Raw genomic sequence first — 13,544 nt, forward strand, 5'->3', positions numbered from 1 at the left:
AGCGGCCATCTGCCAAGGCTTTCTCAGAAGCTGGGAACTCTCTTCTCCACAAAGGCGCGTGAGCCTTCAGCCATGTCACTCCCGCTCATCAGTTCCTTGATGGTGGTTGCCTCGTACTGCTCGAAGGCATCGCGCCCTTCCCGGTCGAAGACTTTCATTCCGGCCTTGATGGCCTGAACCGCGTTGGGAGAATTCCGCGCGATCCGCTCGGCGAGTTCGAGAGCGACCTGACGAGCCTGCCCTTTCGCGACGAGACGGTTCACCAAGCCCCAATCGAAAGCATCCTGGGCGGAGAGCATCTCGGCCGTCATCATCATTTCCATGGCACGAACGCGCGGGATCGCCTGCGAGATGCGCCAGATCTGTCCGCCCGCCGGCAATTGCCCCAGCTTCGCTCCCGGCTGACCGAAGACGGCATTCTCGCTGGCGATTCTAAGATCGCAACACAAAGCGAGCATCAAACCCGCCGCGTGGCAATGTCCATTGACTGCCGCAATGACCGGTTTCTTCATGCGATCCGGGTGCCCCATCGGGTCTGGCTTCATCAGCTTGATGTCCTTGCGCCCGACCTCCGTCAGATCGTGTCCGCTGCAGAAGGCGATCTCGCCCGCACCGGTGATGACGACGACGCGGATCTCGTCATCCTGCTCGGCCTCGACGAGAGCATTGAAGAACGGCTCTTCCATCGACTTGTTGAGAGCGTTGCGCTTGGCTTCGTTCGCAATCGTTACGACCATCACGCGCCCAAGGCGCTCCGTCAGAATCTCGCCCATTGTTCGTCTTCATCCCTTGCTTGCTGTCAATTCAATACTGCTAACGGCCATTCGCGAAAGCTTTCGTCGCTCCTGAGGATTGCTCGTTRTGGCACGCGGCCACCCTGCCCTCCGGCCCGACCGGCAGCAGATCGGGCGCGATCGTCTCACAGGGACGAACCGAGAAACGGCACCGTGGACGGTACAGGCAACCCTCCGACGGGAGGCTGACGCCGGACGCGGGCTCGATAGCCGCCGATCGCACCCGGTTTTTCTCGATCCGCGGATCGGGAACGAAAGCGCTCTCGATCAGAACCTTCGTATAGGGATGGGCAGGATCCGAGAGAATGGTGCTCGCCGGTCCCTCTTCCACGATCCGTCCCATATACATGACGGCAATCTCGTCCGCGATGCTGGCGACGGCGCTCAGGTCATGGGAGATGAAGATGTAGGAGACGCCGCTGTCCTTTTGGATATCCAGAAGAAGATTGATGATCTGCGCCTGAACCGACACGTCGAGGGCAGACACGGCTTCATCGCAAATCACGACCTTCGGATTGGTGATCAGCGCCCTTGCGATGCCGACCCGTTGCTGCTGACCGCCGGACAGTTGGTGGGGATACCTGTCGAGATAAGTATCGTTCAATCCGACGCGCGTCATGATCTCCGACACGAGCCGGCGCTTTTCCGCGGAGGCGAGATCGGACCTGTGAATGTCGAGCGGCTCTCCGACGATGGCTCCGATCCGCATTCTCGGATCGAGAGATCCGGCCGGAGACTGAAACACCATCTGCAGGTCGCGCAGGCGCTTCCTTTGTTCGCGCGTGCTGCCCTCGAAAACCGGCTCGCCATCGATATAGACATTCCCCGAGGTCGGCGGCGTGATCCCTGCGATGATGCGTGAGAGTGTCGATTTCCCGCACCCCGATTCACCGACGATCCCGAGTGTCTGCCCTCGCTTCAGGCTGAGATCAACGCCCCTCACCGCGATTGCCTTGCTGTTGCCTCCCAGCATGCTCGCACGGCCATAAACCTTGGTGATCCCCTGGACTCTGAGAAGCACAGGCACCTCTTGCGATGTTCCGACCGCTCGCTGTCTGTTGTCCATCTCACTCACTTAGTTCGGAACGTTGCAGCGAGTCACATGATCGGCGGCCGTGAACTCGTTCACCGTGGCGCTGCACAGCTGAATGGCCTTCTCGCAGCGGGGCTTGTATGGACATCCCTTGACATTGAAGGGGGGAGCCGGCGGCGCCCCGGGGATGTTCTTGAGCCGCATCTTCCAAGCATTGATGCTGGGTACGGCCGCAATCAGCGCTGCGGTATAGGGGTGCCGCGGATTGGCGAACAACTCCTCCACCGGCCCGCTCTCGACAGCCTGACCGGCATACATGACGATCATGTGGTCAGCGAGTGCCGCCACGATACCCATATCGTGCGTGATAAGGAGAACCGACAGATCGAGCTCACGGCGCAGGCCGTCGAGAAGCTTGACCACCTGGAGCTTCACCGTGGCATCAAGAGCCGTCGTCGGCTCATCCGCAAGCAGAAGCTTCGGCCCCAATGCAATCGAGGTTGCGATTAGCGCCCGTTGCCGCATGCCGCCGGAGAATTCATGCGGATAATACTGAGCCCTCCGCTCGGCTTCGGGGATGCCAGTTCGCCGTAGCAATTCGACGGCGTGATCGAAAGCCTCTCTCTTGGAAACGCCACGATGCACCATCAGCATTTCGGCGATCTGAAATCCAACGGTCGTTGCGGGGTTCAGCGAGTTCAATGCATCCTGGCTGATCAGGGAGACGAGGCTCCCGTTAAGCCTTCTCCGAGTGGCGGGGCGCAGATTGTCCAACCGCATCCCCGCGACCTCGATGGTGCCTTGCTGCCGGGCATTGCCCGGCAACAAGCCCATGATGCTTTTCACCAGAGTCGACTTTCCACAACCCGACTCGCCCACCACTGCCGTGACTTGTCCGGGCAGCACTGAGAGGCTGACATTGTGGAGAACGGTCGCGTCGCCGCTTTGCCCTAAGTACTGGACACTCAGATCCTTGACGGAAAGCACATGCGAATCGACGCGATCGTTCATCTTCGAGACCAATCTCAATTCTGGATCTTGATGTCGGTGAGAGAGATGTTGTCGCCGAAATTTGCCTCCCACTTGACCTCCTTGCGTGCACCGAAGATCGAAGCGGCCTGCCAGGTTCCCGCAATCATGTACGAGTCCTTCATCGCACGTTGAGCGGTCTTCCACAGTTCGGTGCGCTTCTCGTCATCGAGCTCCGTCATCGCCTTGCCGGCAGCGGCATCGTATTCAGGAACCTTGCAGAGCGCGGTGGGACGGTTCGAATTACCGAAGGCATGCATCTTGCTCGCATCGCCCTCGCTGTAATCCCAGCCGACGATGTAGAATGGACCTGCGGTCGCACCGGTAATCATCGAGATCAGGCGGCCCCACTCGACGACGCGCGGCGTGATCTTGAATCCGACGGCCCCGGCCTGAGCGTTAATGGACTGATAGATTTCCCGGTCGGCGACATAGCGTCCATCGGACGTATTCGTCGAAATCGGCACCGGCTTCTTGGCCTGCACCACTTTCATCGCAGCTTCCGGATCATACTTGTACGGCTCCAGCGTCTTGTCGTACTGCACGACATTCGGGGGGAGCGGGCCAGGCAGAACGCGACCATACTCGCCGAGAAGACTGCTCACGATGCCTTCCAGATCCAAGCTTTCGGAGAAGGCCTTTCTGACGGCGATGTCGTTGAACGGCGCGCTGCGGCAATCCAAGTTGATGTTATGGACGAGACCGTTAGGCGTCGAGATGACCGAGAGTTCCTTGTTGCCCTTGATCCGCTCGATATCGGCGATCGGCAAACGTTGAATGAGATCCACTTCCTTCTGGATGAGCGCATTCACCCTTGTTGAGTTCTCCGGGATAAAGGTAAAGGTCGCCTTGGTCACATCGGCCGCCTGCCCCCAGTAGTTCGGGTTCTTGTCGAGCACGATACGCTGGCCTTTGTTCCATTCAACCAGCTTGTAGGGGCCACTTCCCATCGGCTTGTCCGAGACGGCCTCGGGCGTGTTGGCCTCGAAATACTTTTTGGAAACGATGAAGACGCGACCCGTTCCACCATAGGCCTGCATCCGTCGCGGCAGCTGCGGGTCTGGGCCGGTCGTCACCACATCGACGGTGTGATCATCCACGACGACCACATCCTTGATGGTGCTCAACTGACTTGCATGGGTGGACGCCATCTGCTTGTCGAGGATGCGCATGATGGAGTACTTCACGTCCTCGCCCGTCAGGGGAGTACCGTCGCTGAACTTCACATCTTTGCGCAGATTGAAGCGCCAGGTGTTCTCAGCGGAAGCCGCCCATGATTCCGCGACGTTGGGCTGAAGTTCGCCCGTTGGGCTCATCCTCAACAACGTGTCGTAGATCTGCCCGAGGATCATGAGGTCGGGCCCGTTCGATGTTTTCGCCGGATCCAGGCGGTCGAGCCCACCGCTCAGGGCAATCGTGATAGCGCCGTCCTTCAGTTGCGCGAAACTTTGCGTCGCTGACACTGCGCTCAGGGCAACGCCCAAGCTCAGAACGGCCGTCAAATGCTTCAGAACTCGTTTCATGGTCCTCTCCCTCTGTTAGTTCGTTCGTGGATCAAGAATAATTCGAAGACGCTCGCCGATGATGTTGATCGACAGGACAAGTAGAAAAACGGCGAGACCCGGAAATACGGTCAGCCACCACGCCGTCGAAGCATAGTCGCGGCCTTCGCTGAGCATCCGGCCCCAGGTGGGGCTGGCCGATGGCATGCCCAGACCAAGAAAGCTGAGCGCCGCTTCCGCAATGATGGCATTGGCCAGCGCGAATGTCGCAACGATGATCACGTTCGGCAGCACGTTCGGAATCAGGTGGCGGAGGATGATCCTGGCCTGGGAGCCACGCATGACCTTGACCGCATCGATGAATTCGAGATGCACCAGCTCGCGGGAGCTGTTGTAGCTGATACGGGCGAACGGAACCCACAAGCCGACAGCGATGACGCCGATCACGAGCGCGCTGGATGGCTGCATCATGCCGATGACGGCGACAGCAACCAGGAAGAAGGGAAACGACAGCTGAACATTGGAGAATAGGATCAGGGAGGATGCGAAACGCCCGCCCACGAGCCCGGCCCATGTGCCGATGACCGTGCCGAAGGCGGCCGCGATGCTGACCGAGACAACAGAAACCAGAAGCGCCGTCCTGCTGCCGAGAACGATCAGCGACAGGATATCGCGCCCGAGACCGTCCGTTCCCAACAGGTGAAGCCCGGCGGGCACTTCAGTCCCTGGCGGCAGCAGCCTGCCGCGAAGGTTCAGGAAGGCCGTGTTGAACGGCACGATGTATTGGCCGAACAAAGCCGCGAACACCCCGACGAGCAGAATGCCGATCGCGATGATCTCCAGAATATTGCGCTTATCGAATCGCGAGACGAGCCATTGTGTCATACGCTACCTCGCAGACGGGGGCTGGCCAGACGGATGAGGAGTTCATTGAGGATAGTGATCATTACGAAAATGATGGACACGTAAACGACCACACCCTGCACGATCGGGAAGTCACGGCGCTGAAGCGAGACGACCGTGAGATGCCCGATGCCCGGCCAGGAGAAGACGGTTTCCGTCACCACAGCGCCTCCAAGGAGCGCGCCGATCTCCAGGGTGAGGAGCGTAATGATCGGAACAAGCGCGTTTCTGAGGACGACGCGGCCGATGACACGCCTCTCCGGCATTCCCTTCGCGCGGGAGGCCTGGACGTAATTCAGGGGGAGAACCTCGAGCAGGGACGACCTTGTCAGGCGCGCCAGGCTCGGCACGCTGATCAATGTCAGGGTTGCCGCAGGCAGGATGAGATGTCGCCAGGATCCCGTTCCATAGGTCGGCAGCCAGTTGAGATAGAGCGCGAAAAGCTGAACCAACAACAACGCCAGCCAGAATGCCGGGATCGACGAGAAGACGACGGCTGACATTTGCAGAAGCCGATCGCCCAACGACCCCGGAAAGACGGCAGCGTAGATACCTGTTGGAATGGCTATGAGAACGGAGGCGACAAACGCGACGCTTGCCAGAAGCAACGTGTTGCCGAGATGCCGACCGATGACATCGCCCACGGAGGAGCCCTCGAAGTATGACTGCCCCATATCGCCGGTGATCGCCGATCCCAGGAAGTTGAAGTACTGCGAATAAATCGGCAGATCGAGCCCAAGTCTTTCCTTGAGTAGAGTGATTGCTTCCTGCGGCGCATCCTCCGGAAGAAGGATCGCCACGGGATCGCCGCTCAGTCGAACGAGGACGAACGTAGCCGACAAGACGATCCAGATGACGATAATCCCCTGCAAAATCTGTCGAACTGCTACACGGATCATATTCTTTTCACTCACCGATCGTCATGGGCGGCTGTTGCTTCGCCAGGTTTCAGGCATCAGGCGGTTTGATCACCTTCATAATGGGCCGTGCGCCACTTGATGCCGGCGCTTGCGCCCTGTTCCTGCACTTGCTTCTTGAACTCGTCGCGCGTGGGATCAGGGATCTGTCCGAGGATGGCGACCGTTTCGACCCAGCTGTTGATGTGCGGGATCATGCCGGCGGTTTCATAAGCGCGGTTGACGCCCTGCTTGTTCATCCATACGGCACCGCGCGGCATCCGGAGCAACTGGTTGACGCACTTCTCCGTCTCTTCCGCAAGCTTGTCGTCGGGGACGACCTTGGATACGAGGCCCGCATCGTAGGCCTCTGCCGCGCTGAACTTTTCCCCAAGCAGTAGAATCGACTTTGCCTTCTTATGGCTCATCATCCAGGGAAACATATTGAAGGCGGGACCTGCACCGAAAAGAATCTCGGGCACGCCGAACCGGCAGCTTTCGCTTGAGATCGTGAGGTCCGTCGGGAGGACGAGTTCCAGCGCTCCGCCGATGCAATAGCCATGAACAGATGCAACGACCGGTTTGCGGCAGTTCCAGATCGCCCAGCGCGCCCTGTTGGCGGTCAGATGAATGCTGTTGAGCTTCTCCTCGACCGTGCGATTGGACGTTTGGAGCTTCAGGTCGAAGCCTGACGAGAACGCCCTTCCGTTTCCTTTCAGGACGATGACCTTGACCTTCTCGTCCGTGCTCGCTTCGTTGACCTTGTCTCCGACATATCGATAGATGTCCGAGGTCAAAGCGTTCAGCCGCTCAGGGCGATTGAAGGTGAGTGTCAGTACGCCGTCGTTGAGTTCTGTAATAGGCAGATCGTTCGACATCGGTTCACTCCTCAGAATATTCAAATGCGGCGTCCACGGCTATCAGATCGTGTCCGATAACCATCACCGGGTTACATTCAATCGCCGTGCAGCCTTCCTGCGAGTTCAGCGCGCCGGCCAATTGGTTGAGCAGTTTCGCAACCTCGCTTCGGTCGAGCTCAGGCTCGCCGCGGAATTCAGACCACATATTGCTGCTGCGAAGATTGCCGAGACACGCGGAAACGGATTCGGGCGTCGCCGGCAGGATGCACACGCTCGTATCGCCGATGGCTTCTGCATAGACGCCGCCTACGCCAAGAACACCGATGCTCCCGAATGTATGATCCTTCCGAACACCGACGAAGAGTTCGCGCTTGCGTCCGAGATCTTGAGTGACGAGATAGCCGGTCAAAGCGTCGGCGCCGAGTTTGGTCGCAACCTGCTTTTCCATCTTCTGCGCCGCCACCGCGACAGCCTCGCGATCGCCAAGGCCAACAGCGACACCACCGACATCTGATTTGTGCAGCACACCCGGCATGATTCCTTTCAGAACGACCGGGAAACCGACCTCTTCCGCCGCGGCGACAGCTTCATGCGGAGTTTTCGCTTCCACGGCGCGCGGAAACTTGACGCCATAGGCTGCAAGATACTGCGATGCCTCGGCTTCCGAACGGGGGCGGCCACTCGCGCCGGTTTCCTTGGCCGAAGAGGCCGAGCCGACGGCCTCAGACGAAGTACGGTCGAGGAATTTCTGTCGCTTGCGCAATGCGGCCAAGCCGAGCGCGGCCAAGTTCAGATCGGCATAGCAAGGAATTCCGGCCTCACGCAAAGCCGTGAACGAGCTATGCTTTTGATATGCGTATGGCGTGTAGAAGATGATCGGAAGGCCGGTCTTCTCCTGGATCGCTCCCAGGACGGGCGCCGCACTTTCATAAGTGTGGACATGCCCGTCATCGAGGCGCCCATCGCGGTACAAACCGTAGAGACCGTAATTGATGAACCCGTCGAAGGAGCCATCGATATCGATCACCATCTGCGTGAATTGCGCGAACAGGGTCGGGTCCTTGGTGAACCCGCCAGTCATATCGATGGGATTGCGCTTGGGCGCATAGACGGGAAGCTTCTTTCCCGCAGCCTGCTGCAACTCTTGGCTGAACTCGGGCACTTCAAGCCCAACCAGCTCGACCTCGTCGGTACAAACCGTCGAGTGTCCGCCGCCGGAGCCGACGATGGCAACACGGTCGCCTTTCATCAGCGGGCAACGATAGAGAACTTCTGCGAGCGGGAGCAGATGTTCGAGATGCCCGATTTCGGTGATTCCGCATTCATCGAACAAGGCGGAATACACTTGCGATTCAGATGAGAGCGACGCGGTGTGAGATTGTGCTGCCCGCATTCCGGCATTCGTTCTGCCGCCTTTGAGCGCAACGATCGGCTTTTTGCGGCTGACCTTCTTGCAGATTTCGAGGAAGGCCTGGCCCTGCCCTGCCGGCAAGCCTTCGATATAAAGCGCGATCACTTTCGTGTTGTCGTCATCGCCGAGATACGCAATGTGATCATGGAGCGGAATGTCGGACTGATTGCCTACGCCGATAAAGGCCGTGAAACCAATGTCCAGCATCTTGGACTGATCCCACAAGGTGATGCCCACGTTGCCGCTTTGCGAAATCAGCGCGACTGGCCCCTGCTTCAATCCCTGCTGGGCCGTGAGATTGACGTTGTTCGGGAAGTAGAAGTAGCCGGGGCAGTTGGGGCCAACGAGGCGCATGCCATTCGCGCGGCACGCTTTCACCAGTTCCTGCTGAGCATCGGCAGCATCGCCACCCTGCTCCGCGAAACYGGATGTGAAGACGACCGCGAGCGGAACGCCGCGCGCCGCAACTTTCGGGAGAACATCGAGCGTAATGTTGGCCGGATACATGTTGAAAGCGAGATCAATGCCGTCAGGCAGGGCATCCACACTGTCGTAGATCCTGAGACCTTCGAACTCACCCGCTGTGCGGCCGAGCAGTGAGATCTGGCCGGAATAGCCCTGAGCTATCAAGCCGGCCACAAAACGCGCGCCCGCCTTTTTCGGATCGGCCGAGAAACCGGTGATCAGAATATGACGTGGTGCATACAGCGATTTCAGATAACTCACGTCGTCCACAGTGCTTCCCTACCTGTGTTTCTGCCTAAGACCGAACCGCTTCACCCGAGTATTTTTGAAGTCTGGACTGCTAGTCTTTGAGGCGCAGGTGACGTCCCCTGACACAGCCGCCTCGCGCCGCATCCGGTCGGTTCATCAAGCATGTTTCGCTCAGTGGAATTAAATTCCATAGATTAGTCTTGCCCATGACGTAAGGGCAGTCAAGCAAACTTTCCTTATTCTGCTTAGGAATGCGACCTAAGTTGACTGGAGCATATGAGGTATGACTGAGGACCGACGGCGCGTTGCAGCGTTACGATCCACTCATGTTCATGAGCAGATCGAAATGCACCGCATCGTTGGAGGACGCCCCGAGAACCCGTCGTGAGCTGAGCCGGTATATGTTCGAACGAGAATACCAATGTAATGGGGTTGAAGTGGTAAAGGACCTGAGATGAGTTTGGTGCCTTTCGAGCACTTGCGCATCTTCAACAGATTGAAGTGCTGGAATGTAAAAGGAACATTCACGTCTTCTCGAACGCCATGACAGCGGTGCCACTTTTTACAGAGGCCAACGCACACTGATGAGAACTATGTCGCGTATGGCATCAAGTGTCAGGGCTTTGGGGGATGATCCTAGCGCCTGCAATCGCCTTTGGTTTAAAATGCCGGGGCGATCCAGCTTATGCCTGATCAAGTCATAGAGCGCGATGACGGGCTTGTCGCACCACGCTCCTTTTCGGCCCTCAATGAGGAACCGCCGCGCGCAAACTGCGAATGACATTCTAACCTCTTAAATGACCAATCAACCGCCATCGCATTCGCGAAAGCGGCTTCTGATTTCTCTCATCTCAGGCCAGATGGAAATGGTACAGGCGAGCCACCACGACACGCGGCAAGGCGACGATCTGAAGGCGGATAAACCCGATCGCCAAGGATGAACCGAGCATCGGGCCGATGATGTAGATCCATTGGTCATGCCAGGTTCCGGCAATCAAGGCAGGCCCGATGGAACGCGCAGGATTGGCGCTGGTGCCTGAAACCGGCCCCTCACACCATGCCATCACGCTGAAAATAATCGGCATGGTCCATGGGGTGAAACGACGCGTCCGCACATGGGCCGCCGTGATGAAGATCGTAAGAATGAGAACGAAGGTGATCGCTGCCTCGCCGACCAGCGCACCCCACAGGGACACATCGGTGCCCGGCTCCGTGACACCGAACGCAACGCTTCGCCCGGTTTGCCCCCATGCGAGAAGGCATATCGCCCCGAGGATTCCTCCGCCGATCTGAGCGAGCATGAAAAGAACGGCATCCAGCCAAGCCAGTTTTCCTTCAAGCCAGAAGGCAAGGGAGACTGCCGGATTGAGATGAGCTCCACTGATCTTGCCGATAGGCGAAACGGTAATCAGGCTTCCGACCAAGCCGAACATCGCGCCTGCCAGAAAGCGACGTCCGGCCTCGCTCGGCAGAAGCGCTTGGATGGAGCTGCCTTGCCCGAATATGGCGATCACGAAGGAAACACCGATGGCCACGAGCACTGCTGTGCCGATGAACTCCGCTCCGTAGAGCCTCAGGTGCAACCGGCCAGGAGGAAAGGGAGAGCCGTGAAGCGGCCTGTCGGGCAAGAACGGCGATCCAGTGCCCCTACCCTCCATTATCAGGAACCAGCGGCGCTGCGGAGGGTTGGCGTAGCTCACGGGTCATAGCCTGCTGAAGATCCGAATGGGAGCTTCCGAACTGGCTTGGAGGGACGACCGGGACCGTCAGGCAAACGCTTTGCGTAGGCAGAACCTTGCGCCAGTTTTGGACCAGTTCCTGATACGCCTTGCCGACAGGGCGGATATTGCGATTCAGATCATAAAGGCCAAGCGGGTTCACATGCCCATTCTCTTCCCGGAGCGCGCTGTCCCAATCGACCTGATCGGTCAGCGAATACCATGTGAAACCGACAATCGGCACGCCGCTGTTGCGAACGCGCAGGACGTTGGCCCATTCCTTTTGCAGCCAATCCACCGCCTCCTGGCCCGATAGCCCCTGCGCTAGATTCGTTTCCGTGTGCATGACCGGCAACTTGTAGCGATCATAGTACTGCCGCGTGATTTCCGAGTATCCGAATATCTCACCCGAGGCCCATGTTCTTCCGTCAACTGCAACACGATGCTCGTTCGTGATGTAGTAGTCGTTCCCCATGATGCAGTGCTGGCGCAGATGGTTCGTGAGAAAGAAATGATACTCCTCGCGGGTCATCCCGTTATCCATGAGAAACTCATACATGCCGGAATCGACCCGGTGGCCATAGTTCAGATCGAGTGAGAGAAAACGCCGCGAGTTCAGAACTTCAGCCTTTCCGACCGCATCGGGCTCGTGGGCGTGGAAATACTCCGAAGACTCGCTTTGGATGAAGATCGCATCCGACCGAACTTCAAGGATCGCCGCCATCGCAAGTACATTGGCCTTGACGATGTGCTTGAGAGCCGTGACGAAGGCCTGATCGCTGGAAAGCTGCTCGTTCCACCAGCCATAAGCTGCGGAGAAGGTGGCGCAAACGAACATTTCGTTGACGGGCGTATAGAGCTGTACCCAAGGAAAGCGCTGCGCGAATGCTTTCGCATAGACCGCGAAGAGTTCCGGAAAGTCGGGGTTCTGGAAGTTTCCGACCCAATCGGGGACACCGAAATGGCAAAGGTCGACGATCGGCACGACATCTTGATCTTTGATAACGCCGAAGGTCTCGTCCGTGAAGCTCCAGTCATAGCGCTCCGGCCCGAGCCACACGCGATGGATCGGCGGTCCGTATCGCAGATAGCGAATATCGATTTCCTTCAAAAGTTCGAAGTCTGTTCGCCAATGCTCATAATGTCCGCACTTTTCCATCTCGTCGATACGGCGGCGACCGTTATCGACGGTTGGATAACTGTTCTCGATGCCAGTCGCGAACATGAACCACGGTGCGGTCATCATCCATCTCCGTTTGAACCTTCAAACAGGCTCCAGTTGTTTGTTTGCCCTCAAGTCGAGGCGCTTATCTGCCCGTTGCAGGAAGTTAGGACGAGAGCTCTCACGAAGAAGGCGCTTGTTGTGCAAATGAATGCACTTCACGGCCAAGCTCCTGCGGGGCTTCGAACGGCAAGAGATGTCCTGCTCCGTCAATCTGAATGTACTTCGCCGTCGGCAATCTTGATGTAACCTGCGTGGTGATCACTTGGGGCGGGATGACAGGGTCGAGCGTGCCACCAAGGACAAGAACCTGGTACGCAATATCTCCGACTTCGGAAGTGATGTCCTCCCGGCTGCCTGAGGCTAGCCACCAATGCCACGCTGAGGCGGATGTCCGAAGATTGTCGTCGATGCAGGTCGCCTTGTCCTCTGCAGTCAGGGGGCGCCTCGCAATGGCCTGCAATGTTTGCTCAGCCGAAGCCCGATTGCCTTGCGTCGAGAGAAGGCGATTTCGTTCGTCTTCCTCCATAGGTTCCGGCGACGGTGGAGATGGCGCAACTAGGATCAGCCCCTTTAGACCGAACGGTCGTTCAACGGCGCAGGCCATCGCCAGCTTTCCACCCATCGAATGACCGATGAGGATGTAGTCTTCGAGGCCGCGGCGGGAAATAAACGAGGCAATGGCCTCGGCCACGGCCTGCACGCTGAAGGCGGACAACGGTGGTGTGCTGCCGAAACCCGGTAGATCGATGGAAATGCAGCGATGCTGCCCCACAAGAGCATCGACTACATGAACCCACGATCGAGAAGAGCCTGCGAAGTAATGCAGAAAAACAAGAGCCGGCGATCCGCTTCCCCGGTCATCGTAATGAAGTTCGAAATTATCCATAGGCCTGCCCACCGAATTGCCTTTGATGGAGGCGTTTAAACGCAGTGCCGAACCGAACGGAAAAAGTAATGCTTGTCGCATAAGGTCGCAAGCAGGCTGCATCTCGGCTCTGCTTATTCGCCGTGATTGAGCAGTTGCACTGAAAACTCCTTCATATGAAGAACTCTTGCAGGGTAATTGCTATTTGCCTCCTGCCCGACCTCGGTCAATAGTAGGGCAATGTTAGCTTTTGAGATAATGGAGCTCAATTGCTCTGGCTTGATTTCCATATCTGTGACGGACCACGCCGATCCAGCCTGCCGCGAGACTTTCTCCATGACTAGATCTCTTAAGTTGCCCGTCGGTGCTCGATGACGATCGTCCATGATCTGTTGGCCGGGATCGAACCTGCCATCAAAACATATGGCGTATCCGCGCTATTTCTGACGATCTATCTTGAATCCTTCGGCGTACCTCTGCCGGGTGAGAGCGGCCTGATCGCAGCCTCACTTCTAGCCGCGCGTGGAGACCTCAGCATCATCCACGTTTTCCTGGCCGCTTGGTTTGGCGGCATCCTTGGAGATAGCACAGGCT

Annotated in this window: 13 protein-coding genes; 1 reads left to right on the forward strand and 12 read right to left on the reverse strand. The window is 57.9% G+C overall.

The genetic code is table 11. From position 1 onward, the window contains the following. Positions 1 to 23 precede the first annotated feature (23 nt). The 12 genes from ACXJKO_RS09905 to ACXJKO_RS09960 form a co-directional block, all read right to left on the reverse strand. Positions 24 to 773: an enoyl-CoA hydratase/isomerase family protein gene (locus tag ACXJKO_RS09905; RefSeq protein ID WP_457090922.1), complete on the reverse strand. Its 750-nt coding sequence runs from the start codon at positions 771 to 773 to the stop codon at positions 24 to 26. 40 nt (positions 774 to 813) lie between these two features. Further along, the gene (locus tag ACXJKO_RS09910) at positions 814 to 1,815 is read right to left on the reverse strand and encodes an oligopeptide/dipeptide ABC transporter ATP-binding protein (protein WP_457090923.1); all 1,002 of its coding nucleotides are present in this window, start codon (positions 1,813 to 1,815) and stop codon (positions 814 to 816) included. A 54-nt stretch (positions 1,816 to 1,869) separates the two neighbouring features. Further along, the gene (locus ACXJKO_RS09915) at positions 1,870 to 2,838 is read right to left on the reverse strand and encodes an ABC transporter ATP-binding protein (protein ID WP_457090924.1); all 969 of its coding nucleotides are present in this window, start codon (positions 2,836 to 2,838) and stop codon (positions 1,870 to 1,872) included. Between the two features lie 14 nt (positions 2,839 to 2,852). Next, a complete protein-coding gene (locus tag ACXJKO_RS09920; RefSeq protein WP_457090925.1) occupies positions 2,853 to 4,379 on the reverse strand; it encodes an ABC transporter substrate-binding protein in 1,527 nt (508 codons plus the stop codon). 15 nt (positions 4,380 to 4,394) lie between these two features. Beyond that, positions 4,395 to 5,243, reverse strand: a complete 849-nt coding sequence (locus ACXJKO_RS09925) for an ABC transporter permease (RefSeq protein ID WP_457090926.1) — start codon at positions 5,241 to 5,243, stop codon at positions 4,395 to 4,397. Continuing rightward, positions 5,240 to 6,160: an ABC transporter permease gene (locus ACXJKO_RS09930; RefSeq protein WP_457090927.1), complete on the reverse strand. Its 921-nt coding sequence runs from the start codon at positions 6,158 to 6,160 to the stop codon at positions 5,240 to 5,242. Before ACXJKO_RS09930 ends, ACXJKO_RS09925 begins: the two co-directional genes overlap by 4 nt. Positions 6,161 to 6,216: 56 nt before the next feature. Then, on the reverse strand, positions 6,217 to 7,035 hold the full coding sequence (locus ACXJKO_RS09935; RefSeq protein ID WP_457090928.1) for an enoyl-CoA hydratase/isomerase family protein: 819 nt from the start codon (positions 7,033 to 7,035) through the stop codon (positions 6,217 to 6,219). A gap of 4 nt (positions 7,036 to 7,039) precedes the next feature. Further along, positions 7,040 to 9,163 (reverse strand): acetate--CoA ligase family protein, encoded by a 2,124-nt coding sequence (locus ACXJKO_RS09940; protein ID WP_457090929.1) that lies wholly within the window; start codon positions 9,161 to 9,163, stop codon positions 7,040 to 7,042. A gap of 830 nt (positions 9,164 to 9,993) precedes the next feature. Then, positions 9,994 to 10,770, reverse strand: a complete 777-nt coding sequence (locus tag ACXJKO_RS09945; RefSeq protein ID WP_457090930.1) for an MIP/aquaporin family protein — start codon at positions 10,768 to 10,770, stop codon at positions 9,994 to 9,996. A gap of 19 nt (positions 10,771 to 10,789) precedes the next feature. Continuing rightward, positions 10,790 to 12,103 (reverse strand): family 1 glycosylhydrolase, encoded by a 1,314-nt coding sequence (locus ACXJKO_RS09950; protein ID WP_457090931.1) that lies wholly within the window; start codon positions 12,101 to 12,103, stop codon positions 10,790 to 10,792. A gap of 100 nt (positions 12,104 to 12,203) precedes the next feature. Further along, positions 12,204 to 13,073 (reverse strand): alpha/beta fold hydrolase, encoded by an 870-nt coding sequence (locus tag ACXJKO_RS09955; RefSeq protein ID WP_457090932.1) that lies wholly within the window; start codon positions 13,071 to 13,073, stop codon positions 12,204 to 12,206. A gap of 11 nt (positions 13,074 to 13,084) precedes the next feature. Then, a complete protein-coding gene (locus ACXJKO_RS09960) occupies positions 13,085 to 13,288 on the reverse strand; it encodes a hypothetical protein (RefSeq protein WP_457090933.1) in 204 nt (67 codons plus the stop codon). A 33-nt stretch (positions 13,289 to 13,321) separates the two neighbouring features. Here ACXJKO_RS09960 and ACXJKO_RS09965 point away from each other — a divergent pair. Beyond that, positions 13,322 to 13,544 (forward strand): DedA family protein (locus ACXJKO_RS09965; protein ID WP_457090934.1); only part of this gene is annotated, 223 nt, incomplete at its 3' end.

It is taken from the genome of Microvirga sp. P5_D2, from assembly GCF_054049475.1.